Origin of the sequence: Arthrobacter phoenicis, from assembly GCF_047238215.1 — a bacterium.
In the GTDB taxonomy this organism is placed as follows: domain Bacteria; phylum Actinomycetota; class Actinomycetes; order Actinomycetales; family Micrococcaceae; genus Arthrobacter.
This window is the reverse complement of the sequence record NZ_JBDFMK010000001.1, coordinates 976,897-1,002,251: the sequence shown is the minus strand read 5'-3', so window position 1 is coordinate 1,002,251 and position 25,355 is coordinate 976,897. Positions and strand designations below refer to the sequence as shown.

The 25,355-nt window shown below is 69.4% G+C and carries 29 protein-coding genes; 28 read left to right on the top strand and 1 reads right to left on the bottom strand.

The window, feature by feature from the left end:
* Position 1: 1 nt before the first annotated feature.
* Positions 2-487 (bottom strand): flagellar protein FlgN, encoded by a 486-nt coding sequence (locus tag ABC337_RS04460; protein WP_290258766.1) that lies wholly within the window; start codon positions 485-487, stop codon positions 2-4.
* A 293-nt stretch (positions 488-780) separates the two neighbouring features.
* Here ABC337_RS04460 and ABC337_RS04455 point away from each other — a divergent pair, with 293 nt between their 5' ends.
* The 28 genes from ABC337_RS04455 to ABC337_RS04320 all read left to right on the top strand — a co-directional run bounded on the left by ABC337_RS04455 (position 781) and on the right by ABC337_RS04320 (position 25,353).
* The gene (locus ABC337_RS04455; protein ID WP_412882191.1) at positions 781-1,656 is read left to right on the top strand and encodes a flagellin N-terminal helical domain-containing protein; all 876 of its coding nucleotides are present in this window, start codon (positions 781-783) and stop codon (positions 1,654-1,656) included.
* A 179-nt stretch (positions 1,657-1,835) separates the two neighbouring features.
* Positions 1,836-3,164, top strand: coding sequence for a flagellar filament capping protein FliD (gene fliD, locus ABC337_RS04450; protein WP_412882192.1), 1,329 nt, complete (start codon positions 1,836-1,838; stop codon positions 3,162-3,164).
* Positions 3,164-3,670: a flagellar export chaperone FliS gene (locus ABC337_RS04445; RefSeq protein ID WP_412882193.1), complete on the top strand. Its 507-nt coding sequence runs from the start codon at positions 3,164-3,166 to the stop codon at positions 3,668-3,670. The genes fliD and ABC337_RS04445 overlap by 1 nt, the downstream gene beginning before the upstream one ends.
* Entirely contained in the window at positions 3,663-4,052 is a 390-nt protein-coding gene (locus ABC337_RS04440) for a hypothetical protein (RefSeq protein ID WP_412882194.1), read from the top strand. The genes ABC337_RS04445 and ABC337_RS04440 overlap by 8 nt, the downstream gene beginning before the upstream one ends.
* A gap of 170 nt (positions 4,053-4,222) precedes the next feature.
* Positions 4,223-4,564 carry a flagellar basal body rod protein FlgB gene (flgB, locus tag ABC337_RS04435; protein ID WP_400159970.1) on the top strand — a complete coding sequence of 114 codons (342 nt, stop codon included), beginning with the start codon at positions 4,223-4,225 and terminating at the stop codon, positions 4,562-4,564.
* A complete protein-coding gene (locus ABC337_RS04430; protein ID WP_412882195.1) occupies positions 4,564-4,956 on the top strand; it encodes a flagellar basal body rod protein FlgC in 393 nt (130 codons plus the stop codon). Before flgB ends, ABC337_RS04430 begins: the two co-directional genes overlap by 1 nt.
* The gene (fliE, locus tag ABC337_RS04425; protein WP_412882196.1) at positions 4,956-5,261 is read left to right on the top strand and encodes a flagellar hook-basal body complex protein FliE; all 306 of its coding nucleotides are present in this window, start codon (positions 4,956-4,958) and stop codon (positions 5,259-5,261) included. Before ABC337_RS04430 ends, fliE begins: the two co-directional genes overlap by 1 nt.
* Positions 5,261-6,877, top strand: coding sequence for a flagellar basal-body MS-ring/collar protein FliF (fliF, locus tag ABC337_RS04420; protein ID WP_412882197.1), 1,617 nt, complete (start codon positions 5,261-5,263; stop codon positions 6,875-6,877). Before fliE ends, fliF begins: the two co-directional genes overlap by 1 nt.
* Positions 6,874-7,887, top strand: coding sequence for a flagellar motor switch protein FliG (fliG, locus tag ABC337_RS04415; RefSeq protein WP_412882198.1), 1,014 nt, complete (start codon positions 6,874-6,876; stop codon positions 7,885-7,887). The genes fliF and fliG overlap by 4 nt, the downstream gene beginning before the upstream one ends.
* Positions 7,877-8,563, top strand: a complete 687-nt coding sequence (locus ABC337_RS04410; RefSeq protein ID WP_412882199.1) for a FliH/SctL family protein — start codon at positions 7,877-7,879, stop codon at positions 8,561-8,563. Before fliG ends, ABC337_RS04410 begins: the two co-directional genes overlap by 11 nt.
* Positions 8,560-9,888 carry a FliI/YscN family ATPase gene (locus ABC337_RS04405; RefSeq protein WP_412882200.1) on the top strand — a complete coding sequence of 443 codons (1,329 nt, stop codon included), beginning with the start codon at positions 8,560-8,562 and terminating at the stop codon, positions 9,886-9,888. Before ABC337_RS04410 ends, ABC337_RS04405 begins: the two co-directional genes overlap by 4 nt.
* Positions 9,885-10,319 (top strand): flagellar export protein FliJ, encoded by a 435-nt coding sequence (locus ABC337_RS04400; RefSeq protein WP_412882201.1) that lies wholly within the window; start codon positions 9,885-9,887, stop codon positions 10,317-10,319. Before ABC337_RS04405 ends, ABC337_RS04400 begins: the two co-directional genes overlap by 4 nt.
* On the top strand, positions 10,316-11,008 hold the full coding sequence (locus tag ABC337_RS04395; protein ID WP_412882202.1) for a C40 family peptidase: 693 nt from the start codon (positions 10,316-10,318) through the stop codon (positions 11,006-11,008). Before ABC337_RS04400 ends, ABC337_RS04395 begins: the two co-directional genes overlap by 4 nt.
* Positions 11,005-12,699: a flagellar hook-length control protein FliK gene (locus ABC337_RS04390; RefSeq protein WP_412882203.1), complete on the top strand. Its 1,695-nt coding sequence runs from the start codon at positions 11,005-11,007 to the stop codon at positions 12,697-12,699. Before ABC337_RS04395 ends, ABC337_RS04390 begins: the two co-directional genes overlap by 4 nt.
* 18 nt (positions 12,700-12,717) lie before the next feature.
* Positions 12,718-13,161 carry a flagellar hook assembly protein FlgD gene (locus tag ABC337_RS04385; RefSeq protein ID WP_412882204.1) on the top strand — a complete coding sequence of 148 codons (444 nt, stop codon included), beginning with the start codon at positions 12,718-12,720 and terminating at the stop codon, positions 13,159-13,161.
* A gap of 30 nt (positions 13,162-13,191) precedes the next feature.
* Positions 13,192-14,361, top strand: a complete 1,170-nt coding sequence (locus ABC337_RS04380) for a flagellar hook protein FlgE (RefSeq protein WP_412882205.1) — start codon at positions 13,192-13,194, stop codon at positions 14,359-14,361.
* A gap of 223 nt (positions 14,362-14,584) precedes the next feature.
* Entirely contained in the window at positions 14,585-14,872 is a 288-nt protein-coding gene (locus ABC337_RS04375) for a flagellar FlbD family protein (RefSeq protein ID WP_412882206.1), read from the top strand.
* A 3-nt stretch (positions 14,873-14,875) separates the two neighbouring features.
* Complete coding sequence (locus ABC337_RS04370; RefSeq protein ID WP_412882207.1) at positions 14,876-15,697, top strand: motility protein A; 822 nt, start codon at positions 14,876-14,878, stop codon at positions 15,695-15,697.
* The gene (locus ABC337_RS04365; protein ID WP_412882208.1) at positions 15,694-16,575 is read left to right on the top strand and encodes an OmpA/MotB family protein; all 882 of its coding nucleotides are present in this window, start codon (positions 15,694-15,696) and stop codon (positions 16,573-16,575) included. Before ABC337_RS04370 ends, ABC337_RS04365 begins: the two co-directional genes overlap by 4 nt.
* Before the next feature lie 58 nt (positions 16,576-16,633).
* Positions 16,634-17,521, top strand: a complete 888-nt coding sequence (locus ABC337_RS04360) for a flagellar motor switch protein FliM (RefSeq protein WP_400159998.1) — start codon at positions 16,634-16,636, stop codon at positions 17,519-17,521.
* Complete coding sequence (gene fliN / locus ABC337_RS04355; protein ID WP_290258742.1) at positions 17,518-18,246, top strand: flagellar motor switch protein FliN; 729 nt, start codon at positions 17,518-17,520, stop codon at positions 18,244-18,246. The genes ABC337_RS04360 and fliN overlap by 4 nt, the downstream gene beginning before the upstream one ends.
* Positions 18,247-18,849, top strand: a complete 603-nt coding sequence (gene fliO, locus ABC337_RS04350; RefSeq protein ID WP_412882209.1) for a flagellar biosynthetic protein FliO — start codon at positions 18,247-18,249, stop codon at positions 18,847-18,849. It begins immediately after the preceding gene.
* Positions 18,846-19,715, top strand: a complete 870-nt coding sequence (gene fliP / locus ABC337_RS04345) for a flagellar type III secretion system pore protein FliP (protein WP_412882210.1) — start codon at positions 18,846-18,848, stop codon at positions 19,713-19,715. Before fliO ends, fliP begins: the two co-directional genes overlap by 4 nt.
* Positions 19,712-19,987 carry a flagellar biosynthesis protein FliQ gene (fliQ, locus tag ABC337_RS04340; protein ID WP_290258740.1) on the top strand — a complete coding sequence of 92 codons (276 nt, stop codon included), beginning with the start codon at positions 19,712-19,714 and terminating at the stop codon, positions 19,985-19,987. Before fliP ends, fliQ begins: the two co-directional genes overlap by 4 nt.
* A 1-nt stretch (position 19,988) precedes the next feature.
* Positions 19,989-20,747: a flagellar biosynthetic protein FliR gene (locus ABC337_RS04335; protein WP_412882211.1), complete on the top strand. Its 759-nt coding sequence runs from the start codon at positions 19,989-19,991 to the stop codon at positions 20,745-20,747.
* Complete coding sequence (locus ABC337_RS04330; RefSeq protein ID WP_412882212.1) at positions 20,747-21,829, top strand: EscU/YscU/HrcU family type III secretion system export apparatus switch protein; 1,083 nt, start codon at positions 20,747-20,749, stop codon at positions 21,827-21,829. The genes ABC337_RS04335 and ABC337_RS04330 overlap by 1 nt, the downstream gene beginning before the upstream one ends.
* A 40-nt stretch (positions 21,830-21,869) precedes the next feature.
* Positions 21,870-23,918: a flagellar biosynthesis protein FlhA gene (locus tag ABC337_RS04325; RefSeq protein WP_412882213.1), complete on the top strand. Its 2,049-nt coding sequence runs from the start codon at positions 21,870-21,872 to the stop codon at positions 23,916-23,918.
* Entirely contained in the window at positions 23,896-25,353 is a 1,458-nt protein-coding gene (locus tag ABC337_RS04320; protein ID WP_412882214.1) for a hypothetical protein, read from the top strand. The genes ABC337_RS04325 and ABC337_RS04320 overlap by 23 nt, the downstream gene beginning before the upstream one ends.
* Positions 25,354-25,355 lie beyond the last annotated feature (2 nt).

The following is a 25,355-nucleotide window of genomic DNA, read 5'->3' as shown; positions in this document are numbered from 1 at the left end:
CTTAGAATCGCTGGTCGAAGATGCGTGATCCGGCGGAGTCTCCGGTTTTCCCTTGGGCGTCGTAGGTGCCGGCCGCGGCCGGTCGCAGATCCGCCAGGGACTCCTGGGTGGAGCGGACCGCAGAGCGCAGGTACTGCTCGTTGGCGTCCCGGAGTTCCTTGATGAGGGATGTCTGTCGGGTGAGCGCGGTCAGGTGGGCCGTCAGCACCTCGGCCCAGGCGCCCTCCGGCGCGGCCGCTGCCAATTCGCTGAGCGTTGCGTCCGTCGGAAGCCCCCACGTTTCTGCGACGACGGCGGCCTCGATGGTCCGGGCCAGGCTCGCCTCGGACAGGTGTCCGAGCACCTGCTCGACTTCCTTGGTGCCGTGCGGCAGCCAGCGTGATTTGCCGGACGTCAGGAGCAATTGCTCCTCTTCGAGCTTAAACGTCAGTACGTCCAGGAGTTCACGCTCCCGCCAAAGCAAGGCAGAAAGTTCGTGGATGGCCATGATCCGGACGGCTCCCTCAGTGGTGTCGATGATGCGCGGGTGAATCGGTACCTACTGCGGCGGTGTGCAGCGTGCGGACGGTGCGGACCGCAGCAGGGTTCGTACAAACTATCGGCAGGGTTTCCGCAGGTGTTAGCAGGAATAAGGCTGATAACTGCTGGTGCGACGCCGGCGGTTGTCGCCAAAAAGAATTTTCGATTTCTCCTTACCTGCCTCCCCACCGGGGCGATAACTACTCCTGAAGGCCCACGGATGGGCCATCGCTTACAGTCCCAACTCACGGAGGAAATACCATGGGCTTCGTTATCAACAACAACCTCGCGGCGAACAACTCGTACCGCAACCTGAACGCTACTCAGAGCGACCTTTCCAAGTCCCTGGAGAAGCTGTCCACCGGCCTGCGCATCAACCGCGCCGGCGACGACGCGGCCGGTCTGGCTATCTCGGAGGGCCTGAAGGCCCAGGTGACCGGTTCGGCCCAGGCCGCCCGCAACGCGCAGGACGGCATCTCGGTCATCCAGACCACTGAAGGCGCCCTGACCGAGGTTCACTCCATCCTGCAGCGCATGCGTGACCTCGCTGTCCAGGGTGCCTCGGATACGAACAACGCCGACGCCCGCACCGCCATCAAGAACGAAGGCGATTCCCTGGGCCAGGAGCTGGACCGCCTCACCAAGGGAACCAACTTCAACGGCATCGACCTGCTGAAGGGTGCAACCGGCGCGGGCGTTACCGCCACGGCGACCCCGGGCTCCCTGGAGATACAGGTCGGCACCGGCGGCACCTCCGGCACCGACAGCATTAAGATCAAGGTCGGCGACGTGTCGACTGCAGTCGGTGCGCTGTCCAGCGCCACGACCGCCGGCGACTTCCTTGTGGACACGGCCACCAACGCCCAGACCACGATTGGCAAGATCGATACCGCGATCAAGAACATCTCCGCACAGCGTGCCGACCTCGGTGCCGCGCAGAACCGTCTTGAGCACACCATCAAGTCGCTGAACGTTGCCGGTGAGAACCTGCAGGCCGCACAGTCCCGCATCGCCGACGTCGACATGGCGTCGGAAATGGTCAAGTTCACCAAGGCGAACATCCTGTCCCAGGCAGGCACCGCGATGCTGGCCCAGGCCAACCAGTCCAGCCAGGGCGTTCTTTCCCTCCTGCGCTAGGCCTGATCCGGCAGGCTTCTAGTTCATAGGCGCCTTCCACCCTGGTCGGACGAAGAGACACCCCCGATCACCGCGAAGGGCCGGATGATGGCATAACCATCGTCCGGCCCTTACGCGCAACATCAATACTCCAAAAAATAAGCGATAAAGACGAACTTCTTCAGCAAGGAGAGGCAGCGATGGGAATTTCCCTCGACGGACTGGCCAGTGGGCTGGACACCACCGCCCTGATCAGCTCCATCATGCAGACCGAGGCGCTGCCCCAGACCCTGCTCAAGAACAAGTCCTACGACGTCCAAAATATGGTGTCGGCCCTTCAGGGGCTGAACAACAAGGTCGCCGCCCTGGCCACGCAGGCCACTGCCGCCGCCAAGCCTGCAGCGTTGGACCTCTACACCGCCACCACGACCAGCCCCAACGTCACAGCGACGACGTCGAGCGGCGCGAAGCCCGGTTCCCTCGACTTCCAGGTAACCCAACTTGCCCAGACCCAGGTCACGGTGACGCCCATGGTTAACGGCGTGACCGGTTGGCCCTATACCACCCTGACGATCAACACCGGCGGGGCGAACTACACGGTTACTCCGGCCTCCAACAGCCTGGACGACGTCGTCAGCGCGGTCAATGCCTCCGGTTCGGGTGTCACCGCAAGCAAGGTCGACGTGGGCGGCGGAAACTTCCGCCTCCAGTTCACCGCGGCCAAGTCCGGAACCGCCGGCGCCTTTACCATCACCGACCCCGGCACCACCTACACGGACGTCAAAACCGCGCAGGATGCGCAGGTGACGCTGTGGCCCAACTCAACCGTCGCGCAGACCGTGACCTCCTCGACGAACACCTTCACCAACCTGCTCCCCGGAGTGACCATCACGGCCAAGGACGTCACCACCGGAACCGCGACGCTGACGATCGCCAGCGACAACGCAGGCATCACCAAGATGGCCTCGGACCTGGTGGACGGTGTCAATGGAATCTTTTCCTACGTAGCCAGCCGGACGGCCGTCAGCACCAGCACCACGACCACCGGAACGACGACCTCCGCCGGAATTTTCTCCGGCGACAGCACGGTCCGCTCCGTGAATCAGGACATTTTGTCTGCCGCTTCGTTGCCTGTCGGCACGCCGCCGACCTCGCCCTCGGACATGGGCATCAGCATCACCAAGACCGGCACGATGGAATTCGACGCCACCAAGTTCGGTGCGGCCCTGGCCGCCGACCCGGCAGGCACGAAGGCGAAGGTGCAGGAAATCGCCGGGCGGATCGCGGCGGCGGCGACGGCTGGCTCGGATCCCTACACCGGCTCCCTGACCACCACCATCAAGGGCCAGCAGTCCGAGGTCAGTGACTTGGCGAGCCAGATCAGCGACTGGGACACCCGGCTCGCGGACCGCCAAGCGACGCTCAAGAGCACTTACTCGGCCCTTGAGGTGGCCATGAGTAACATGAAGGCTCAACAGTCCTGGCTTTCCTCGCAGCTGGCAGGCCTCTCCACCGGAAGTTCCAAGTAATGACAAGCAACCCCCTCGGCGGCTTCGGTGCCGGCTACGGCACCAGCCAGCGCAACCAGTACCTGGAGGACTCGGTACTGTCTGCACCACCGGCCCGACTGCTGACCATGCTCTACGACCGCTTGCTGCTGGACCTTGGCCGCGCCGAGACGGCGCAGCAGGCCGCCAACTGGCAAGTCGCCTCCGAGAACCTGCTCCATGGCCAGTCCATCATCGCCGAGCTGATTTCCTCTCTGAAGACCGACTCCTGGGACGGTGCCGATGGCCTGCTGGGGCTCTACAACTACGCCTTCACGGCCCTGGTCAACGCCAACATCCAGCGCAACCCCGAGCTGACCCGTGAGGCGATCGACCTCTTGGAACCGCTGCGCCAGGCCTGGCACGAGGCGGCGGCAGCGATCCCCGCCGCGCAGCCCACCCGCGCCGCGGCGCCGTCGTCCTTCGCCGCCGCAGGGTCCTGGGCTGCCTCCTCCGGAGCGGGAAGCGGGAGCCTGGGCTTTGGCTGAACAAGAGTCTCGGGGGGAGGGCCAGCTCGACGAGCACACCGATGATCCCGCAGCCGCCGCATGGCTCCTGGTGCTGGACGTCCTGGAAATGGCCGTGACTGCAGCGGAGAGAACCCTGAACGATCCGCTCGGGCCGCTCTCGGCGCCGCTGCACCAGCCGGAGTCAGCGCTGCCCGTGCAACGCTGGAGCCCGCCGGTGCTCAGCGGACCCCTGCCTCCCGAGGCCCGGCGCCGCGCCATGGCCCTCTCCGCAGCGCAGGAGCGTGTGGCCAAACGCCTGGAGGCGGCCAAACAGGACGTTTCCCGCCAGCTCCACGCGCTCAGCACCGTCCCGAGCCTGAGCTCCCCGTCACGGGCCGTGTACCTCGACGTTCAGGGCTGATTTCCGGGGACAGGCCCGGTCGCCGGCATTCGGCAAAATCCTCCCGAAAAAGTTGTTTCAAATTTCCCTAACGCGGCCCTGAGCTGTGCCGATAACCACAGTAAGAGCACGGATCGCTCGTTTCCCGGCCACGGATCGGCCAAGCCCCACCCTTTCCCAGGCAGGACTCTGTGCTCGAATCCGTGACTTCCGCCGCCCTGGCCAGCGCCCTCAACGGGTTGTCCCAGCGCCAGCGCGCGATCGCGAACAACATCGCGAACGTCAACACGCCGAATTACCATGCCCAGCGCGTCAGCTTCGAGGATGCCCTGGCCCAATCGGTGCAGTCCGGCGACGGCCGTGTGCAGGCCACGACGGCGTCCTCCCTGGAACCCACCCAGCTCAACGGCAACAACGTGAACCTGGATACCGAGACGCTTTCCAACATTGACACCGTGCTCCGTTTCCAGTTCGCCTCCCGTGCGATCGGCTACGAATTCAGCGGCGTCCGTTCGGCAATGAGGACCAACTAATGACCTTTGACGCCATCGGCATCGCCGGGTCCGCCCTCACGGTCCACCGCAAGTGGCTCGACGCTGTCTCGGACAACCTCGCCAACATGAACAACGTTTCCGCCACGTCCGGCAATGCCTTCCAGCAGAAGTACGTGGAGGCGTCCGAAAGCCCGGACGGCGAGGGTGTCTACGTCAAGAGCACACCCCTGGGCAGCGGCGCCGGGCGAATCGTTTACCAGCCGGACCACCCGCTGGCGGATGCGAACGGCAACGTGAAGTACCCGGACATCGACATGGCCGAACAGATGGGCTCCCTGATTGTCGCCCAGCGCGGCTACCAGGCCAACGCCCAGGTGGTCGACCGCGCCCGTGAGACCTACATGGCTGCCCTTGAGATTGGACGATCCTGATGCCCGTTTCCCCCATCGCCCCGGTCCAGGGCGTCATGCCCACGGACTACGTGGGCGGAGCCTCTGCCGTCTCCGGCACCGACGGTTCCGGCTTCGCGGCGTCCCTCACCGGCGCCGTCGATAACCTCCAGCAGCTGCAGACCACGTCGAACCAGCTGGCCGTCTCCGCCGTCACCGGCAACCTCAACGACATCCAGGACGCCACCATCGCCGCCACCCGCGCCCAGGTCACCCTGGAACTGGTCGCCTCGCTGCGCAACAAGGGCGTTGACGCGTTCAACGAGATCATGAGGATGCAGGCCTGATGCCTCCGCAGATCACCATCTTCTTCCAGCGCTTTGGCAACGGACTCAAAAGCTTCACCACCGGCCAGCGCACCCTGGCCGTCATCGGCGCTGCCCTCCTGGTGGTCGGCATCGTCGCGCTCTCGGCCTGGCTGTCCAAGCCGTCCATGACGCCGCTGTTCTCCGGCCTGAAGAGCGCCGACGCCAGCGCGATCGTCGACCAGCTGAAAAAGGACAGCGTCCCCTACGAGCTCAGCGACGGCGGCGCCACCGTCCTGGTGCCGCAGGAAAAGGTCTACGACGAGCGCCTTAAGGCGGCCTCCGCCGGACTGCCCACCGCGGCCGCCACCGGCTATTCGCTGCTGGACAAGATGGGTGTCACGTCCTCGGAGTTCCAGCAGTCGGTCACCTACAAGCGGGCCCTCGAAGGCGAACTCGCCAGCACCATCGGCGCCATGGAAGGCGTGAAGACCGCCGCCGTCCGGCTGGCCATCCCGGAGAAGACCGTCTTCGTCTCCAAGACCCCGGACACCACCGCCTCCGTCTTCATCGAGACCGCCCCCGGCGTGACCCTCTCCAGCGACAAGGTCCAGGCGATCGTCCACCTGACCTCCGCCGCGATTGAAAACCTCAAGCCCTCCAACGTCTCGGTCGTGGACTCCCAGGGCAACGTCCTGTCCACGGTCGGCGGCACGACGGCGGGCAGCTCCTCCAAACAGGCCACGGACTACCAGCAGCGCACCGGCGACGCCGTCCGCGCCGTCCTGGACCGCGTGGTGGGCCCGGGGAACTCCACGGTGGCCGTCGCCGCGGACGTGACCGGCGAATCCGCGCAGCAGAAGAGCGAGACCTTCTCCAACACCGCCGGCGCCCTGCCGCTGAGCGAGTCGTCCAAGACGGAGAAATACACCGGCACCGGGGGAGGCGCCGCCGGCGTCCTAGGCCCGGACAACATCTCCGTCCCCGGCGGCAGCAGCGGCAACGGCAACTTCGACTCCACCACCGAGACCAAGAACAACGCCGTCAACAAGGTCACCGAGGACCGCACCATCCCGCCGGGAGCGATCAAGCGCCAGACCATCTCCGTGGCCGTCAGCCAGTCCGCCGCCGGCGGCCTGAACATCGGCTCCCTCACGGCCCTGGTCACCTCCGCCGCCGGAGTCGACAAGAACCGCGGCGACGTCGTCACCGTCGAGGTGATCCCCTTCAGCACCGCGGCGGCCGACCAGGCCAACGCCTCCCTGGATGCCGCCAAGGCCGAGATCGAGGCGCAGAAGCAGCAGGCCTTCTTCGGCACCCTCATCACCGCCGGCAGCATCCTGCTGGGCCTGTTGATCCTGGCCCTCATCATCACGATCATCCTGCGCCGCCGCCAGAAGCGGGAACCGGTGGACCTGGGCGAACGCCTGGACCTGCTGCCGCCCGTTCCCACCGTCACCGCGCTGGATCCGGCACCGGCAACCTCCGCCATTCCGCTGATCGCCCGGCCGCTGGAGCCCCTGCCGCTGCCCGCACCGGCCCCCGAGGTCCTCGAGGCCGAGCGCCGCATGCAGGAAATCGACGCCATGGTGGCCAACAACCCGGAGAAGGCCGCGGACTACCTGCGCGGCCTGATGGATGACAGGCAGCCGGTATGAAAACCGGTGAGGCCCTGACCGGCACGCAGCGTGCCGCCGTCGTGCTGATGCAGATGAGCCCCACCAACGCAGCCCTGGTGATGGCGCAGCTGACCGACATGGAGGCCGAGGAGATCGCCGCGGAGATCGTTCGGCTCCGCAAGGTGGACCCGGAGACCGCCGAGAAGATCATGAAGGACTTCCACGAGGCCGCCCTCAGCAGCCCGCGCTCCGCCCGCGGCGGCCGGGAACTGGCCGAGGGCCTGCTGGAGGCCTCCTTCGGTTCGGAGAAGGCCGCCGGCCTGATCAACCGCCTGACCGTGAACATGGCCGGCAAGTCCTTCGAGTTCCTCGAGGACATCGAGCCGGTACAGATCCTGGCACTGATCGACGGCGAACTGCCGCAGACCATCGCCCTGGTCCTGGCCCACCTGAGCCCCCGCAAGGCCTCCGCTGTGATGTCCGGGCTGCCCGGCTCGCTGCGTGCCGACGTCGCCCTCAGCATCGCCACCATGGGCTCCGGCGCGCCCGAGGCGATCGGCATCGTCGCGGACACCCTGAAGCTCCGCGGCGGCGCCGCCGTCTCGCAGCAGGCCTCCAAGGTGGTGGGCGGCATCCAGCCGCTGCTGGAGATCATCAACCGGACCGACGCCGGCACCGAACGCTCCGTCCTGGACGGCCTCGACCTGCTGGACCCGGACCTGGCGGTAGAGATCCGCGCCCAGATGGTCACCTTCGACGACATCATCAAGCTCGAACGCCGCGACGTGCAGCTGGTGCTCCGCGGCCTGGACGCTTCGGTGCTGGCGGTGGCCATGAAGGGCGCCACCGAGCAGGTCCTGGAGACCATCACCACCAACGTCTCCGGCCGCAACCTGGAGATCCTGGAGTCGGAGATTGCCGCGCTCGGCCCGCTCCGCGCCTCGCAGATCGAGGAGGCGCGCGCCGCCGTCGTCCGCTCCATCCGCGAGCTGGTCGACGAGGGCCAGATCGTCATCCACCGCGGGGACGAAGAGGACTATGTTTACTGACGGGCGGAGCCCCGCGAGCGCGACGACGGCGGACGCCGCGGGGGAGGCTCCTGCCCGGATCGTCTTCCCGTCGCTGCGCTCCACCGGCCCCGCCAACGAGCAGGCCGGCTACACCGAGGGCCACGCCGCCGGGTACGCCGCCGGCGTCCGCGCAGCCGCCAAGGAACAGCGCCGCTGGCGTGACCGGATGGCCGCCGAACAGGCAGCTTCCCTGGCCGCCGGGCAGCAGGACCTGGACCGCGCCGTCCGAGCCCTGGCCGTCGCCCGCACCGACTTCGCCCACCGCAACGTCCAGGCCCTGCACGACGCCGAAGAGGTGCTGGCGCGTACCGCCCTGGAACTGGCCGAGGCGATCCTCGGTTACGAACTCGCCGAGGGTACCCGGACGGCCCGCGCCGCGCTGGCCCGGGCCCTCTCCGGGTCCGACGCCGCCACCGTCCTGGCCATCCGGCTGCACCCGGCCGACATCGAGGTCCTGCGCCGCGAAGGGCAGGACGAACCCGGCGGGCTGCCGCTCGTGGCGGACCCGTCCCTGCAGCGCGGCGATGCCAAGGTCGAATATCAGCAGGGCTGGCTCGACGCCAGCCTCGGCACCGCCCTGGCCCGGGCCAAGGCGGCCCTGCTCGACGACCACCAATACCCCGCCGCCCCTCCCGCTCCGGGAGGCCGGCCATGAAAACGCTGTGGCGGCCCCGTGCCGCTGACTTCGAGGCCGCCCTCGCCGCTGCCGCTCCGCAGCGCGTCGGCATCGTCACCTCCGTCATGGGCCTGGGCCTGGAGGTCTCCGGCCTGGACTGCGCGCTCGGTGACCTGCTCACGGTGGGCGAAAACCCCGGGCTCGACGCCGAGGTGGTCGCCGCCCTGGACGGTTCCGTGCGGTGTATGCCGCTGGGACGGCTCGCCGGCATTGCCGCCGGGGACCCGGTCCGTGCCAAGGGCGGAAACGTTCTGGTGCCCACCGGCGCGGGGCTCTTCGGCCGCGTCCTGGACGGCCTGGGCCGGCCGATCGACGACAAGGGCCCGCTGCTCAGCGGCCCGCGCGTGCCGATCGACAACGAGGCGCCCAACGCCATGAAACGCGCCCGGATCGACACCCCGCTGCAGACCGGGGTGCGGGTCCTGGACACCATGACCACTCTTGGCAAGGGCCAGCGCATGGGCCTCTTCGCCGGCTCCGGCGTCGGCAAGTCCTCCCTGCTGTCCATGATCGCCCGGGGCACCGACGCCCAGGTGTCCGTGATCGCCCTGGTGGGGGAGCGCGGCCGTGAAGTCCGCGAATTCCTCGAGGACGACCTCGGCCCCGAAGGTCTGGCCCGCTCCGTCGTCGTGGTCGCCACCTCCGACGAGCCGGCCCTCATGCGCATGCGTGCGGCCTTCACCGCCACCCGGATCGCCGAGTCCTTCCGCGACGCCGGGCAGGACGTGGTCCTAATGATGGACTCGCTCACCCGCGTGGCCATGGCCCAGCGCGAGATCGGCCTCTCCGCCGGCGAACCGCCCGCCACCCGCGGCTACCCGCCGTCGACCTTCTCCATTCTGGCCCGCCTGCTGGAGCGCGCCGGCACCGCCGAAACCGGGTCCGTGACCGGCATCTACACGGTCCTGGTGGACGGCGACGACCACAACGAACCGATCGCCGACGCGGCCCGCTCCATCCTGGATGGGCACGTGGTGCTGGACCGCAAGCTTGCCGTGACCGGCCATTTTCCGTCCGTGGACGTGCTCGGCTCCGTCTCCCGCGTCGCATCCAAGGTCAACGCCCGGCCGCACCTGGCCGCCGCCGCAGCCCTGCGAAAGGTCATGGCGGCCCGCAAGTCCGCGCAGGACCTGATCGACGTCGGCGCCTACCAGTCCGGCACCAACCCGCTCGTGGACGCGGCGCTGGCCAACGAAGATGCCGTGGCCGCGTTCCTGCAGCAGCCGATGGAAGAGTCAACCCCCCACCCCGAGTCCTGGCGCCAGCTGGGCCACCTCACGTCGATCCTGGGAGCCGCAGCATGAGCCGGCAATTCTCACTGGCCGGGTTGTTGCGCCTGCGCCAAATCCAGCAGGACCAGGCCGCCTCCGGCCTGGCCCGCGCCCGGTCACGGTCCACCTCGGCGCGCGCCCGGGAAGCCTCGGTGCGCCGCCAGCTGGCGGACACTGACCCGGACATCGTCAGCTCGGCGTCGATGCGTGCCGTCGCGGCGGCCCGCTCGGCGTCGCACAGCATGCTGGCGGACCTGCAGACCCTCAGCCGCGTGGCCGAAGCCGACGAGACGGCAGCACGCGAGGAGTTCATCGCCGCGCGCACCCGCTCGGTGGGACTGGAGAAGCTGGCCGCCCGGCACCACGCCGAGGTCGCCTCCGAGGAGCTCCGCGCCGAACAGTCCGCCCTGGATGAGATTTCCTCCACCATCTGGCACCGGGACGAACAGCAGGTGCGCTCATGAGCATGGCGGAGGCCCTGGGCCGGATGCAGGGCATCCAATCGATGATCGCGGAACTGACCCGTCCCGCGCAGACCGCGCAAAGCACCGCCGCGGCGCAGAAGGCCTCGGCCGTGTCAACGCTGGCGTCCGGCACCGGAACCGCAAACTCCGCTGCATTCACCGACGCGCTCACGGCGGCCCTCGGCGGCACCGGCGGCACCACGCAGACCGACCTGTCTTCCCTGACCGGTGCGGCCCCGGGCCTGGGCCTGGGCGCCCTGACCGGACTCGCCCTCCCGACCACCCCCGCAGCAGCGCCGGTCGCCGCGGGCGGCGCCACCGGCACCGACGTCGTCGCCATGGCCAAGAAGTACATCGGCGTGCCGTACGTCTGGGGCGGGACCAACCCGGCCACGGGCATGGATTGCTCCGGCTTCACCCAGCGGGTCTTCAAGGACCTGGGCGTCGACATTCCCCGCGTCGTCAGCGACCAGATGAAGGTGGGCACCCCGGTGGCTTCCCTGGCCCAGGCCAAGCCGGGTGACCTGCTGATCAGCTTCGGCGGCAACCACATCTCCATCTACCTCGGCAACGGCAAGGCGATCGACGCCCCCGTCCCCGGGAAAACCATCCAGATCCGGGACGCCTGGGAGCAGCAGTCCAACCTGACCGCGATCCGCCGGATTGTCCCGGCCGGAGCCGGCTCGTGAAGGCCCCGGTGTCGGCGGACCTGGCGTCCGCCCTCACGAAGACCACGGCCGCGGCACGCGGCGCGCAGTCGGGTTCCCGTTCCGCCGCGGGGACGGGGGAACGCTTCGGCAGTGCCCTGAACGACGCCGTCGAGGGCGCCACGCGCAGGTCCCAGCCGGAAACCACGCACGACGCCGGTGCCCGGGCAGGGCGCCCGGCGCCGACTGCCGTCGACGACCGTTCCGGGCACGACCGCGGCGCCGCAGGCCACTCGGCTGGCAAGCCAGCGCGCCGCGCCGGCACGTCCGCGCCGGCCGACGAAGCCGCCGGCGCTGCTGCCGGTGCGTCTGCCCCTGCCACTGCGATGCAGCCTGCCGCTCCGCAGGCCGTTGCGACGCAGATCGGGGCACCGCAGGCCGGTGCCGCATCCTCCGCTGCGGCCGAGCCGACGTCGGCCACCCCTGATCTGACCGGAGTGGGGACCGCCGGCACCCCGATTGCCGATCCCGGTGCCGCTCAGCTCGGCGCCGCGACCGGCGGGTCGGCAGCCACCCCGACAGCCCAGGCAGCCGTAGCCGCCGACGGCCTAAGCCGGCAGGGGGCGCTCGCGCGCACCCTTGGCCAGGCCGCAGCGCCGGCAGGAAGTCCCACCGCAACCGGAGGCCAGGCAGCCGGAACCGCAGCCGGACCTATCGCTGGCCTTGCCACTACAGCGCCCGCTGTGGCCTCCGCGGCTCAGCAGTTCGCATCAGCCGCGACCGCCGCCGCCGGTGGGGCCGGCGCCCGTCCCGGCTCCGCAGCCGCGGACCACCAGCCGGAGAGCCCAGCCGCAGGAATCGTTGCCGCGGATCCTGCCGCCGGGACCATCACCCCAACGACCGGACCATCCAGCCTCTTGCCGGGTCAGGACCGGACCGGCGTCGTGGGCGCCGCAGGCGTAGCCGCAGCCGCGCCCACCAGCGCCCAGGCAGGCGCTGCATCCGTGGCAGTGCCGGCCGTCTTCGCCTCGGCTGTGTCGGTTGCGCAGCCGGTTCCGGCGGCGGCTGCCGCCGTCGGAGCGCCCGCCACACCCGACGCCGCCGGAACCCCGGCCACCGTGGCTCCCGCCGCCGACGCCTCGGCCGCCGCTGCCTTCGCCGGTGCAACCGCTGCCCCGACCGCGCCGTCGGCCGTGCCGGCGTCGGCCGCACCCGCACCTGCCGCCCCGCCCGCCGCACCGCAGCCGCCGCTGCTGCCCCAGTTGGCGAAGCCTCTCTTCACCCTCGCCGCGGCCGCGCCCGGACAGCACATCATGACCCTGAAGGTTTCCCCTGAGGACCTGGGACCGCTCACCGTCCGCGCGCATATCGACGCGACCGGGGTGCGGATCGAGCTGTTCGCCCCGGCGGAGGCCGGCCGCGAGGCGGTGCGGGGACTCCTGCCCGAACTGCGGAAGGAACTCGCCGGTGCCGGCTTCAGTGCCAGCCTGAACCTCTCGGACCAGAACGGGCCGCCGGCAGGCGGCCAGGACGGCGGCCAGCAAAACCGGCCCGATGCCTGGCTGGACGGTGGACAGGACCCGGGCCGGGGAGGTTACGGGTCCGGCAGCGGCCAGGACGCCCCGGGCGCCCGCCGGCCGGGCCACCGCTGGGACGCCCTGGCGGACGAAAGTTTGCTCCGCACCGCCAGGATCCTGAACGGCCCCCAAACCACCCTCGACATTCTCGTCTGACACAAAGGAACGCGACTCATGACGATCCAGCCGATTGCTCCGCAGCCGGTCACCCCGCAGGCTGTCGGGGGGACCTCAACGCCGGCGTCCGCCGTGCGCTCACCCGTCCAGACTATGGACGCCAACGTGTTCATGACGCTGCTGGTGGCCCAGATGAAGAACCAGAACCCCAGCGCCCCGATGGACACCAACCAGATGATGAGCCAGACCATCCAGCTCTCCATGATGGAAAAGACCACCGAGATGACCACCAACAGCAAGGAAGCGTTCTCGCTGCAGATGCGCTCCGCCGCCGCCCAGTTGGTGGGGCACAACGTCGACTACACCCTCAGCGACGGCACCACCGGAACCGGCCTCGCCGGGTCCGTGTCCTTCGCCGGCGCGGTGCCGACCGTCAAGGTCGGCACCCTCTCCATCCCGCTCGATTCGATTTCCGGCATTACGGCGCCCGCCGCCTCCTAATCAGCTCTTCCCCGTAGAAAGGCAGTTCCCATGCTCCGCTCGCTGTACTCCGGAATCTCCGGCCTCCGTGCCCACCAGACCATGCTCGACGTCACCGGCAACAACATTGCCAACGTCAACACGGCGGGCTTCAAGTCCTCCACCACCCAGTTCCAGGACACCCTGTCCCAGATGACCCAGGGCGCGTCCGCCCCGCAGGGCCAGACCGGCGGCAGCAACCCGGCGCAGATCGGCCTCGGCGTGCGGGTGGCCGGCGTCAGCACCAACTTCTCCCAGGGCTCCTCGCAGAGCACCGGCCGCGCCACGGACATGATGATCTCCGGCGACGGCTTCTTCATCACCAACAAGGGCGGCCAGCAGCTCTTCACCCGCGCCGGGTCCATGACCTTCGACGCCAACAGCCAGCTGGTCAGCCCCGACGGCGGCATCCTGCAGGGCTGGACCGCCAACGGCGGCACCGTGGACCCGGCCGGTCCGATCGGCAACATCACGCTGAACCCGAACACCATGGTGGCCACGGCCACGAAGAAGGTCACGCTGGACGGCAACCTGCCCAGCGACGCCGCCGATGGAACCTCCCTCCAGCGTGTCGTCAAGGTCTACGACCCCAGCGGCGCCGAAAGCACCCTGACCCTGAACTTCGCGTTCGACAAAACCGCAGGAAAGTGGAACGTCGCGGATGGGACGACTCCCATCGGTTCCATGACCTTCTCCGCCGATGGGAAGCTGAGCTCCGCGGGAACCCTGACGACCGCCGGCGGCCTGACCGTCGACGTGTCCAAGGTCTCCGGCTACGCCACGATGAACTCCCTTACGGTTGCGGGCCAGGACGGCGCGCCCGTGGGCAAGCTCGAATCCTTCACCCTCGGCAACGACGGCTCCCTCATCGGGTCCTTCAGCAACGGCACCAAGCAGGTGCTCGCCAAGATCGCCCTGGCCAAGTTCACCAACCCTGCCGGCCTGGAGAAGGCCGGCGGATCCTCCTACGTCGCCACCGCCAACTCCGGCAACGTCCAGCTCGGCGCGGCCGGCGACCCCGGCATCGGCACCCTCGCCGGCGGCTCCCTGGAAATGTCCAACGTGGACCTCTCCCAGGAGTTCACCAACCTGATCGTCGCCCAGCGCGGCTTCCAGGCCAACGCCCGCATCATCACCACCTCGGACGAGGTCCTGCAGGAGCTCACCCAGCTCAAGCGCTAGCACCGCCGTCTTCGTTGCCCTATCACTCACCGCGGCCAAACCGGCCGGATAACAGCCGTGAGTGATGGGGCAACGCGCCGTGCCGGGTGATCATGCACCCGGGGGAGTGGGGCCCGGGACTGCCCCTGCCTAACGAACGGGCCCTGCCGGCCGACAGTGAAGGGAGAACACCCGTCCCGCCTGTCCGCCCCCGGCCAGGCCGTCCCCAAAGCAGAATCGGCCCATGATCGTCGTCACACGCCTCAACGGAACGCGCTTCGCGGTCAACCCGGACCTGATTGAACGGATCCACGAGAGCCCGGATACCCATCTGGTCACGCTCGACGGCGCCGCCTACGTGGTGCTGGAAAGCCTGGCCGAAGTGGTCGAACTGATCGCCGACTACCGCGCCTACGTGCTGAGCAAAGCCCGGGACTTTCCCGCAGTGACCGGCTATCCGCTGAGCCTGGTCCCGGACGCGGAGACGGACGACGACGCCGGCTTGCCGGACCCCGAAGCACCGAGGAAGTAACCCATGGATCCCGCAACAATCGTCGGAATACTCCTCGCCTTCGGTGCCGTGATCAGCATGGTCTTCATAGAAGGCGGCAACATCACGTCGCTGCTGCTGCCGGGGCCCATGGTCCTGGTGTTCGGCGCCACCCTGGCCGTCGGCCTGGCCGGCAACACGCTCAAGGACGTCATCCAGGCGTTCAAAGCCGTGCCGGCAATGTTCATGGGCAAGACCGCCAAGCCGCAGGAAAGCATCGACCAAATGGTCCGCTTCGCGGAGAAGGCCCGCGCGGAGGGCCTGCTCTCCCTCGAGGAGGAGGCCGCCAGCCTCAAGGACCCGTTCCTCGCCCGCGCCCTCCAGAACATCGCCGACGGCACCGACGCCGAAGACCTCCGCGTGCAGATGGAGGACGAGATCGACACGAAGACCCGCAGCGACCACGCGTCCTCGAAGTTCTTCGCCAGCCTGGGCGGCTACGCCCCGACCGTGGGCATCGTCGGCACCGTCGTCTCCCTGACCCACGTCCTCGAGAACCTCTCCAAGCCGGACGAACTCGGCCAGATGATCGCCGCGGCCTTCGTCGCCACCCTGTGGGGCCTGCTCTCCGCGAACTTCATCTGGCTGCCCTTCAGCTCCCGCATGGCCCGGCTCTCCGAACTGGAAATCGAACGCATGACCCTGGTGATGGAGGGCATGCTCGCCGTCCAGGCCGGCGCCCAGCCCCTGCTGCTGGCCGAACGGCTCCGCTCCATGGTGCCCGAACACCAGCTCAAGAGCGCCGGCTCCGGCAAGAAGGCCCCCAGCGGTGACGGGCTGGCCGCCAGCCTGGACGACGCGGCGTGAGTTCCCGGCGTCGCGGGCGCAAGAAGCCCGAGGCACACCACGTCGACGAACGCTGGATGGCCTCCTACATGGACATGGTCACCGTCCTGATGTGCCTCTTCATCGTTCTCTACGCCATGTCCACCGTGGACGCGAACAAGTTCGAAAAGCTCCGCAACTCCCTGGCCACCGGCTTCGGCACGGTGGCAACCCAGACCGTGGACACCGCGGAAGGCACGGTCGTGCCGCCCGACTTCGTGGACAAGAACCTCGAGGCCTTTGCCGCGGCCTCCAGCCCGGCGTCAGCCCCGGCCTCCACCCCGCCGACCACGCCGCCTTCGATTCCCGCGACCGCCCCGGCGGACCAGGCTCAGCAACTGGAGGAAGCCAAGAAGGAAGTGGACCGGCTGCGCGCCCTGCAGGAGAAGATGAAGGCCGGCCTCTCCGCCGCCGGACTGACCGAGAACGTCGAGTTCCAGATCGACCAGCGCGGGCTGACCGTGAAGCTGATCGGCTCGCAGGCGTTCTTCGCCCCGGACCGGCCCGAGCTGACCGACCGCGCCACCCAGGTCCTCAAAATCATCTCGCCTATCCTCGCCCCGGCCGGGCTTGAGATCATGGTGGAGGGCCACGCCGCCAACGGCATCACCGCCTACCCCTCCACCTGGGAGCTGTCCTCCGCCCGCGCCGTCAACGTGCTGCGCTTCATGGTGGACCGCGGCAGCATCCCGCCCGAGCGGATCGGCGCCGTCGCCTTCGGCTCGGCCCGGCAGGTCAACGACGACTCGACGCCGGAGCTGATGGAACGCAACCGCCGCGTGGACATCGTGGTCCTCTCGAACGAGCCGGAGACCGTCCGGGCGCTCATTCCCGAGGTACTGAAACTCAGCGGGAAATAGGCCGCGCCGAAGCCTTACCGGCCCGGTTCCCTTGCCGATAGTGGCATCCGTGAGTGTTATGGATGAACGGGAAGTGGCACGGGAGCGGACCGTCAGCGTCTATGACTTCCGGCGTCCCGCGACGCTGGCGCGTGAGCACAGCAGGGTCCTGGAGCTCGCCTTCGAAACCTTCGCCCGGCAGTGGGGCACCCAGCTGACCGCCAAGGTGCGCGTCAAGTCGGTGGTCCGGCTCGAGGACGTGCGGATGCAGAGCTACGACGAGTACGCCGCGTCCCTGCCGGCGGTGACCGCCATGGTGCTCTGCGCCGTCGACACCCAGGACTCCAAACTGGTGGTCCAGTTCCCCGCCCCCGCGGCCCTCGGCTGGATCAACCGGATGCTGGGCGCTTCCACGGACACGGCCATGCCGGACCGGAAGTTCACCCAGATCGAGCAGGCGCTGGTGAAGGGCCTGATGGACGAGGCCCTCGAGGACCTCGGCTACTCCCTGGGCCCGCTGCTGAGCGAGGCCATCAAGGTGGACACCGTCCAGTACAACTCCCAGTTCGCCCAGGCCGCCGCGCCGAGCGAGCTGATGATCGTCGCCGCGTTCATCATCAACGTCGGCAACATCAGCGCCCCCGCCACCTTGGCCGTCCCGGCGGCGCTGCTACTGGGCCGGTTGAAGAAGGTCAACCCCACGGACAACCGCGGCGACGCCGCCGCCCGGGTCAGTTCCCAGCTGGAACGCGTCCCGGTGGAACTGTCCGTCCGGCTGGCCACCTCCTACGTCACCCCCAGCCAGGTCCTGGGTCTCGCCGTCGGCGACGTGCTGACCCTCCCGCACCTGGAAAACCGGCCCTTTGACCTGACCCTGGACGGCACGCGGCTGGCAACGGCCGCCCCCGCCCGTAACGGGTCCCGGGCCGCTGCAGTCATTGTCACCATCGAGGAGAACCACCAATGAGCATGACCCTGACCAAGCACGAATCGTCGGCGGAACGGCTCGTCGAGGAACTGCCCAGCCCGGTGGCCCTCAAGGTAACTGCCCTCGTCCCGGCGCGGGCCGCCGCGGCGTACGCCCGGCAAGCCGTCACCGCCACCTTCGTCGGATCCGTCACCGCGGACCTGGCCCTGATGCTCAGCGACCGCACCTTCCTGGACGAGGCGGCCGGCGGGATGGCCGGCGGCCGCGGCGGCGTCGTCTCCGTCACCGACGTGCTCCGCCCCGCGATGGAGGCCGCCAGCTCGGTCTTCGGTGCCGGGGTGCTCTCCGACCTGCGCGAATCCGACGCCTCCGGCCTGCTCACGGACCCGGACACGGCCGTGTTCGAACTCTCCGACGGCACCAACCCGGCCGCCTGGTTCGCCGTACGCCTGCGCGAGCACGGCGGCGGCCAGGACCGCGGCGGCGACCTCTTCGGCGGCGGTGACACCGTGGCCGGCCGTCTGGGCCGCATCAACAACATCGAAATGGCCCTGACCGTGGAGATCGGCCGCACCCGGATGTCCGTCCGCGACGTGCTCTCCCTCGAGCCGGGCAAGATCATCGAACTGGACCGCTCCGCCGGCGCCCCCGCCGACGTCCTGCTCAACGGCCGCCTGATCGCCCATGGGGAGGTCGTTGTCCTGGACCAGGACTACGCCGTGCGCATCACCCGGATCCTCGACGTGGCCGAGGGACTTAGCTGAATGGACTCCCTGATCCTTGGGCTGCGGGTTGTTGTAGCCCTGGGCGCGGTGCTGGGCCTGATCTGGGTGCTCCAGCGCCGCCTGGGTAAAGGCCCGGGACGACGCCGGGCTGACGCCACCCTGAGCGTGGTGAGCCGCCAGAGCGTCGGCCAGCGCGCCTCCGTGGTGGTGGTCGACGCCGGCGGGCAGCGCTTCCTGCTGGGCGTCACCGACCACGCCGTCAACGTCCTGCATACCGGAGACATCCCCGAGGAACCGGTTGAAGTGGCCGACGCCGAACCGCGCCGCGGCGCCGCCGGTGCCTTCGCCCAGATCCTCGCCGCCACGGGTGCCACTGGTGCCACAGGCCCCGCCGCGGTGCCTGCCGCAACCGTGCCTGCCGCTCCCGGGGCAACCGACGACGCCGCCGCTTTCGTGCCCGGTGCCCCCGCCGCGGAGCGCCCGTTGTCCCGCCGAAGCTCCATGCACCGTGACGGCCACCCCCGCACCGCCGCCGGCCGGTCTACCCCGGGCACCACCCACCCGCCGCTGCACGGGTCGATCCTCTCCGGATCCACCTGGAAGCAGGCCGCCGCCGCGCTCAGGAGCGGACGCCGCAATTGATCCGCCCGCTCACTTCCTCCACGCTCCAGCCCGCACCTGCCGCCGTCGACCGCTTCCAGAAAATCCTGGCCCTCGGCCTGGCCGCCGTACTCCTGGCCATCCTCATCCTGTGGCTCAACGCAGCCGCCGGCCACGCCGCACCGGTGCCGCCGACGCCCCCGGCCACGCCCTCCGCCCCGGCGAGCCCTGACACCGGCAGCGTCAACATCGAGATCAACGGCATGGACGGGAAGCCCTCCAGCGCCGTCCTGACCCTGATCGGCATCACGCTGCTCTCCGTGGCACCGGCGCTGCTGCTGATGATGACCTCGTTCACCAAGATCTTCGTGGTGCTGGCGATGACCCGGAACGCTCTCTCGCTGCCCTCGATCCCGCCGAACCAGGTCCTGGCCGGCCTGGCCCTGTTCCTCTCGATCTTCGTCATGTGGCCGGTCATCAACGAGATGAACACCACCGGCGTCCAGCCCTACCTGAACGGCACCATCGACTTCAACGGCGCCCTCAACGCCGGTTCCGTGCCGCTGCAGCACTTCATGCTGGCGCACACGCGCGAGGAGGACATCGCGCTGATGACCCGGGCCGCGGGGATGGAGAACCCCGCCAACCCGGACGCGGTGCCGCTGCAGACCCTCATCCCGGCGTTCATGATCTCCGAGCTGCGCGCGGCCTTCATCATCGGCTTCGTCATCTTCATTCCGTTCCTGGTGATCGACCTGGTGGTCTCCGCCGCGCTGATGTCCATGGGCATGATGATGCTCCCGCCGGTCATGATCTCGCTGCCGTTCAAGATCCTGCTGTTCGTTCTGGTGGACGGGTGGGGCCTGATCATCACCTCGCTGATCCAGAGCTACGCGAGCACCGGATGAACGCCAACGCCGTCCTGGACATCTGCCTCCAGGCCATGATCGTCGCCGCGAAGCTCTCCGCCCCGGTGCTGGTGACCGCGCTGGTGGTGGGCCTCGCCATTTCGCTGCTGCAGTCCATCACCCAGCTGCAGGAAGCCACGCTCTCCTTCGTGCCGAAGCTCGCCGCCGTCGCCGTGGCCCTGTTGGTCTGCGGGCACTGGATGATCACCGAAATGGTGTCCTTCACCAACGACCTCTTCGCCAAGATCCCCGGACTGCTCGGGGGCATGTGAGGTGGGCATCCCGATCGACCAGACCTGGTTGGAAGTCCTTCTTCTGGCCAGCGTCCGGATGACCGCGTTCCTGGTGGTGGCACCGCCGTTCGCGCATGCCGCCTTCCCCGCGCGGATCAAGGCGATTCTGGGCGTGGGCCTCGGCCTGGCCGTCACCAGCCGCGTCTCCGGCGGCTACACCGCCAAGGACACCGCGGGGTTCTTCACGGCCGTGGTCTTGGAACTGGCCACCGGGCTGGTCCTGGGCTTCCTGGTGCTGCTGGTCTTCGCCGCCGTGCAGTCCGCCGGCAGCCTGATCGACCTCTTCAGCGGCTTCCAGATGGCCCAGGCGTTCGACCCGCAGATGATGGTCAACGGCGCGCAGTTCACCCGGCTGCTGCAGATGGCGGCCCTGGCGCTGCTCTTCGCCTCCGACGGCTACCAGCTGGTCATCGCCGGACTCACCGGCAGCTTCACGGCCCTGCCCCTGGCCGGCGGCCTCGACCTCGCCCAGCCCGTGCAGGCCATGACCTCCGCCGTGACCGGGATGTTCCTGGCCGCGGTGCAGATTGCCGGGCCGCTGCTGGTGGTGCTGTTCCTCGCCGACGTCGGCCTGGGCCTCCTGACCCGTGTGGCGCCGGCGCTGAACGCGTTCTCGCTGGGCTTCCCGCTGAAGATCATGCTCACCCTCTCGCTGGCAGCTTTCCTGTTCCTTGCACTGCCGCGGATCGTGTCCACCCTGGCCGGGCAGGCCGCCAAGACGGTGCTGGGGGTGGGCTGATGGCTGATTCACAGGAGAAAACCGAGCAGGCCACCGAGAAGCGGATGCGGGAGGTCCGGTCCAAGGGCCAGCTCTCCCGCTCCCAGGACCTCACCGCCTGGCTGGCCGTCGGCGCGGCCGCGGTGATGATCCCCGCCACCATCCAGAGCGGCGCCAACTCCGCCGTGGACCAGCTCTTCAGCGTCCGGTCCGTCATGGCGGACCCGGACCCGGCGAAGGCCCTGAAGGCCCTCACCGACGGACTCGGCTCCGTCACCGGCATCATCACCCCGATGCTGGTGGTGGTGTTCCTCTCGGTGCTGATCGGGTCCGCCCTGCAAGGCGGCATCCACGTCAAGAAGTTCCGGCTCGACTTCGAGAACTTCAACCTGCTCAACGGGCTCAAGCGCAGCTTCGGCACCCAGGCGCTCTGGGGCGGGGCGAAGGCGCTGCTCAAGGTCGCCGTCGTCGGGTTGGTGCTCTACTCCGTGGTGCAGGGACTGATCCCGGTGCTGCTGACCGCCGGAGGCCTGCCGGTCTCCGGTGTGGTCGCGGCGGCCGGCGGCGGCGTCGCCTCCCTGGTGCAGTTCGCGGTCTTCGCCGGCATCGGCCTCGCCGCGGTCGACTTCTTCGTGGTCATGCGCCGGAACCGCAAGAAAACCCGGATGTCCAAGAAGGAAGTCCAGGACGAGAACAAGAGCAGCGAGGGCGACCCGCTGATCCGCTCCCAGCGCCGGGCACGGCAGTTGGCGATGAGCCGGAACCGCATGATCGCCGCGATCAGCGACGCCGACGTCGTCCTCGTCAACCCCACGCACGTCGCCGTCGCGCTCAAATACGAGCCCGGCAAGTCCGCCCCGCGCGTGGTGGCCAAGGGCGCCGGCCACGTCGCGGCCCGCATCCGCCAGGAAGCGGAGGACAAGCAGGTGCCGATGGTGCAGGACATCCCGCTGGCCCGGGCCCTGCACGGCGCCTGCGAACTGGGCCAGGAGATCCCGGTCGATTTCTACCACGCCGTCGCCGGCGTCCTGGCCTTCGTCATGTCGCTCAAGGCCCGCGGCTCCGCCGCCGGGCTGCACCGGATGGCGGGAGCCACACTATGAACCCTCGTTGCTGCGCACGCCCCAGTGAAAGGACCGCGTCATGAACAACAGGCTCGCCCGGCTGGCGGTGCCCATCGGCATCGTCGGCATCGTGCTCCTGCTGGTGGTCCCGGTCCCGGCACCGCTGCTCGACTTCCTGATCGTCTGCAACATCCTGCTGGCGCTGCTGGTGCTGCTGACCAGCATGTTCGTGAAGAAGCCGCTGGACTTCTCCGTCTTCCCCTCGCTGCTGCTGGTGGCCACCCTGTTCCGGCTGGGCCTCAACGTGGCCTCCACCCGCCTGGTCCTGGGCAACGGCTACGCCGGCCAGGTCATCGAGGCCTTCGGCAAGGTGACCGTGGGCGGCTCCATGATCATCGGCGCCGTCGTCTTCCTGATCCTGGTGGTCATCCAGTTCGTCGTCGTCACCAAGGGCGCCGAGCGCGTCGCCGAGGTGGGGGCCCGCTTCACCCTCGACGCGATGCCCGGCAAGCAGATGGCCATCGACGCCGACCTCAACGGCGGCCTCATCACGGACACCCAGGCCCGCGCCCGCCGCGCCGAGGTCTCCGCCGAGGCAGACTTCTACGGCGCCATGGACGGTGCATCCAAGTTCGTCAAGGGCGACGCGATTGCCGGCATCATCATTATCATCATCAACTTTGTCGGCGGCATCGCCATCGGCATGCTCCAGCGCGGCCAGCAGATCGGCGACGCGCTGGGCACCTACGGCCTGCTGACCATGGGCGACGGCCTGGTCACCCAGATCCCGGCCCTGCTGATGGCCGTCTCCACCGGCATGATCGTGACCCGGTCCAACGCCGAGGCGGACATGGGCCGGACCGCGTCCACCCAGCTGCTGCAGTCCCCGAACGCCCTGATGATCGCCGGCGTGGCCGCGATGGCCATGGCGCTGATCCCCGGCATGCCCCCGCTGCCGTTCATCCTGGTGGGCGCCGGCCTGGTGCTGGCCTCGCGCCGCACCGTCGCCGCCCAGCGGCAGGCCGCCCAGGCCAGCGAGGCCGAGGCCGCCGCGCTGAGCGCCCCCGAACAGGACCCGAACGAGAAACTGCTCGAGGAGATGCGGATCCACCCCGTGGAGATCCTGCTGGCCCCGGACCTGGTGGACATGGTCTCCGGCGCCTCCGACGACCTGTTGGCCCGGGTCCGGTCCCTCCGGCACAAGATCGCCATGGACCTGGGACTGGTCATCCCGCCGGTGCGGACCCGCGACAGCGTGGACCTGCCCCCGGCCACCTATGCCATCCGCATCGCCGGCGTGGAGGCCGGGCGGGGGAGTGCCCCGGCCGGGCAGATGCTGGCCCTCGGCGACTCCCTGGATTCCCTGCCGGGTGTGGCGATGATCGAACCGGTCTTCGGCCTGGCCGGCAAGTGGATCCCCGCCGAGATGCGGCACAACGCGGAAATGACCGGCGCCACCGTGATCGACCGTGTGTCCGTGCTGGTCACCCACCTGTCCTCGATCGTCACTGCCAACGCCGCCCGGCTGCTCTCCCGCGAAGACGTCCGGGTCCTCACCGAAGGCGTACGGAAGCAGAGCCCGTCCGCCGTCGAGGAACTCACCCCCGCGCTGCTCTCCCTGGCCGAGCTGCAGCGGGTCCTCCAGGGCCTCCTGGACGAGCAGGTCCCGATCAACGACCTCGCCCGGATCTACGAGGCGCTCACGCTCCGCGCCAAGGTCTCCACCGATCCGGAATCCCTCGTGGAGGCGGCCCGCCAGTCCCTGGGCCCGGCGCTCACCGCACGCTTCATGGACGGCCCGGTGCTGAACGTGATCATGATCGACCCGCTGCTGGAGCAGTCCATGCTGGAGGACATGCGCCCCGCCGAGGGAGGCAGCCAGATCGTCATGGGCCAGGACCGCCTCGACGCCGTGCTCCGCTCGGTCCAGAACGCCATGGACGCCGCGGCGGCCGCCAACCGGCAACCCGTGCTGGTCTGCGCCCCCGCCCTGCGCCCGGCCATCCACCGCCTGATGGGCGCCCAGCCCGGGTCCCTTCCGGTGCTCTCCTACCGGGAGGTCACCTCCGCCAACGTCCGGATCGAGACCGTAGGAGTCGTGCGCCATGCCGAACCGCTATCGGCTTAAGGGAGCCTCGCTCGAGGAGATCCAGGCCAAGGCCCGGACCCAGTACGGCCCCGCGGCGCGGATCGTCTCGGCCGAACGCGTCATCAGCCCGGGCATCGCAGGGATGTTTGCGGCCAACCGCTACGAGGCGGTGGTCGAGCTGCAGCCGCGGCACGACGTCGTCACGGGTGAGGTGGTGCCCGACGCCGACGTGCTGAACGCCGACGGCGACGGCGCCCCGGTCATCATTGGCGACGGCGTCCCGGCGGCCCAGGCGGCGGCGTCCGATTCTTCTTCGCCGACGGTGCCTGCCGCTCCGTCCGTGCCGGGCGCTCCGGCCGGTGCACCGCAGCCGGCGTCGGCGGCTCAGCCGAGCGCGTCCCCGGCAGCCCCGGCTGCCGAGGAGCCCGGCCGCAAGTCCCGCCGCAAGGCCGCCAAGGCGGCCAAGGCAGGCCGGGCGGCGAAGGCTGACCCCGCTGCTTCCGCTACGCCGGCCCCGCCGGCTGGTGCCTCCGGTGGAGCCGCCCCGGGGCCCTCCGCTTCCGCTGCCACCCCCGGCGAGCAGGCCCGTGTATCCGCGCCCGGCCACGCCCTGCAGGGCGACGCCATCGCGGCCCTGCTGGCCGAGGCCGACGCCGCCGAGATGACCATGCACCGCCCGGCCCAGCCGGCACTGTCCACGGAGACGCCCGGATTCGCCGAACTGCTGAACCAGCTCGGCTCCGGGCTGCAACCGCCGTCGGCCGCCGCCGCTCCGGCACCCGCACGGGCGCCGCAACCGGCCGGCGCACCCGCAGGCGCACCCGACGGAACGGCATCCGGCGCCGCGGCAGCCGGTGCCCGCACCGCCGCCGTGAGCCTGCTCGGCCCCGCCGAACCGGCCGACAGTGTTCGCCGCACCGAGGAACGGTCCGCGGCTACATCGGTCCCGAAACGCATCTCTGCTCCGGTTCCACTGCGCGGCACCGGTGACCTGGTGGTCCTGGTGGGCCTGGGCGACGACCCGCTGGACACGGCCCTGGACATGTCCATCGCCGCCGGCGGGGCGGACGTGCGCACCGCGGGCGAGCTCAGCGCCTACGGCCACCTGCACCTGGAGGGCCGCCAGAGCGCGACGGCGGCCCGCGCCCACGCCGTGGAAACCGAACAAACGGTCATCGCGGCTTTCGGCCTCGGCAAGGGCCGGCACGCTTTGGCCCGGCTCCAGGCCCTCACGGCCCTTTCCCCGGACCAGGTCTGGGTGGTGGTGGACGCCGGCCGGAAGACCGCGGACACCGCCCGCTGGATCAACCTGGTCCGGTCGCGGCTGGAGGTCGACGCCATGGCCGTCGTCGACGCCGCGTACACCTCCTCGCCGGAGACCGTCGAGGCACTGAACATCCCGGTGGGATGGATCGACGGGAAGCCGGCCGGCAACCCGCTTCCATGGGCCGCCGCAGACGGCAGCGAAGGGTAGAT

Excerpts from the sequence above, each read along its gene's own strand:
- ABC337_RS04320 (WP_412882214.1), top strand. The coding sequence starts at position 23,896 with ATGCCGAACCGCTATCGGCTTAAGGGAGCCTCGCTCGAGGAGATCCAG.
- ABC337_RS04380 (WP_412882205.1), top strand. The coding sequence starts at position 13,192 with ATGCTCCGCTCGCTGTACTCCGGAATCTCCGGCCTCCGTGCCCACCAG.
- ABC337_RS04410 (WP_412882199.1), top strand. The coding sequence starts at position 7,877 with ATGTTTACTGACGGGCGGAGCCCCGCGAGCGCGACGACGGCGGACGCC.
- ABC337_RS04330 (WP_412882212.1), top strand. The coding sequence starts at position 20,747 with ATGGCTGATTCACAGGAGAAAACCGAGCAGGCCACCGAGAAGCGGATG.
- fliD (WP_412882192.1), top strand. The coding sequence starts at position 1,836 with ATGGGAATTTCCCTCGACGGACTGGCCAGTGGGCTGGACACCACCGCC.
- fliN (WP_290258742.1), top strand. The coding sequence starts at position 17,518 with ATGAGCATGACCCTGACCAAGCACGAATCGTCGGCGGAACGGCTCGTC.
- fliQ (WP_290258740.1), top strand. The coding sequence starts at position 19,712 with ATGAACGCCAACGCCGTCCTGGACATCTGCCTCCAGGCCATGATCGTC.
- ABC337_RS04460 (WP_290258766.1), bottom strand. The coding sequence starts at position 487 with ATGGCCATCCACGAACTTTCTGCCTTGCTTTGGCGGGAGCGTGAACTC.
- fliG (WP_412882198.1), top strand. The coding sequence starts at position 6,874 with ATGAAAACCGGTGAGGCCCTGACCGGCACGCAGCGTGCCGCCGTCGTG.
- ABC337_RS04405 (WP_412882200.1), top strand. The coding sequence starts at position 8,560 with ATGAAAACGCTGTGGCGGCCCCGTGCCGCTGACTTCGAGGCCGCCCTC.
- ABC337_RS04385 (WP_412882204.1), top strand. The coding sequence starts at position 12,718 with ATGACGATCCAGCCGATTGCTCCGCAGCCGGTCACCCCGCAGGCTGTC.
- ABC337_RS04360 (WP_400159998.1), top strand. The coding sequence starts at position 16,634 with ATGGATGAACGGGAAGTGGCACGGGAGCGGACCGTCAGCGTCTATGAC.
- ABC337_RS04395 (WP_412882202.1), top strand. The coding sequence starts at position 10,316 with ATGAGCATGGCGGAGGCCCTGGGCCGGATGCAGGGCATCCAATCGATG.
- ABC337_RS04400 (WP_412882201.1), top strand. The coding sequence starts at position 9,885 with ATGAGCCGGCAATTCTCACTGGCCGGGTTGTTGCGCCTGCGCCAAATC.
- ABC337_RS04375 (WP_412882206.1), top strand. The coding sequence starts at position 14,585 with ATGATCGTCGTCACACGCCTCAACGGAACGCGCTTCGCGGTCAACCCG.
- fliF (WP_412882197.1), top strand. The coding sequence starts at position 5,261 with ATGCCTCCGCAGATCACCATCTTCTTCCAGCGCTTTGGCAACGGACTC.
- ABC337_RS04445 (WP_412882193.1), top strand. The coding sequence starts at position 3,164 with ATGACAAGCAACCCCCTCGGCGGCTTCGGTGCCGGCTACGGCACCAGC.
- ABC337_RS04370 (WP_412882207.1), top strand. The coding sequence starts at position 14,876 with ATGGATCCCGCAACAATCGTCGGAATACTCCTCGCCTTCGGTGCCGTG.
- ABC337_RS04455 (WP_412882191.1), top strand. The coding sequence starts at position 781 with ATGGGCTTCGTTATCAACAACAACCTCGCGGCGAACAACTCGTACCGC.
- ABC337_RS04430 (WP_412882195.1), top strand. The coding sequence starts at position 4,564 with ATGACCTTTGACGCCATCGGCATCGCCGGGTCCGCCCTCACGGTCCAC.
- fliE (WP_412882196.1), top strand. The coding sequence starts at position 4,956 with ATGCCCGTTTCCCCCATCGCCCCGGTCCAGGGCGTCATGCCCACGGAC.
- ABC337_RS04325 (WP_412882213.1), top strand. The coding sequence starts at position 21,870 with ATGAACAACAGGCTCGCCCGGCTGGCGGTGCCCATCGGCATCGTCGGC.
- fliO (WP_412882209.1), top strand. The coding sequence starts at position 18,247 with ATGGACTCCCTGATCCTTGGGCTGCGGGTTGTTGTAGCCCTGGGCGCG.